This is a genomic window from Falsihalocynthiibacter sp. S25ZX9 (assembly GCF_041205405.1).
Classification (GTDB): domain Bacteria; phylum Pseudomonadota; class Alphaproteobacteria; order Rhodobacterales; family Rhodobacteraceae; genus Falsihalocynthiibacter; species Falsihalocynthiibacter arcticus.
This window is the reverse complement of sequence record NZ_JBGFCD010000180.1, coordinates 1-318: the sequence shown is the minus strand read 5'-3', so window position 1 is coordinate 318 and position 318 is coordinate 1. Positions and strand designations below refer to the sequence as shown.

At 55.3% G+C, this 318-nt stretch carries 1 protein-coding gene; it reads right to left on the bottom strand.

Going from position 1 to position 318, the window contains the following annotated elements; all coding sequences use genetic code 11:
• The coding region (locus tag AB9F29_RS21805; RefSeq protein ID WP_369757234.1) for a hypothetical protein at positions 1-318 on the bottom strand (318 nt) is incomplete at both ends.

Sequence of the window (318 nt, the reverse complement as noted above, 5' to 3'; positions counted from 1 at the left end):
ATTCGAAGCGTTCAGTAATAAAGCCGTGGATGGCGCCGGTTAGGTCAAAATCGTTAGGATCGACGTAAACCAAGACCTCTCCGCTCGAAAGAGTGATCGCTTCGGCGGTGGATGTGGCATCATCGTGCACGATAATGCCAGCATAATTGCCATCATAGCGCAATTCACCTGTGGGGCGGGTAACATTGTTCGAAGCGCGGCCAATCATGGCGCCACAGTGGCCGAAGTCAGCGTAAATGCCGCCGCCTTCTCCATTGATGTGGTTGCCACTGCCTGCGGCACCAGCGCGGCTATAGGCGGATTGGCTATAGACCGCGT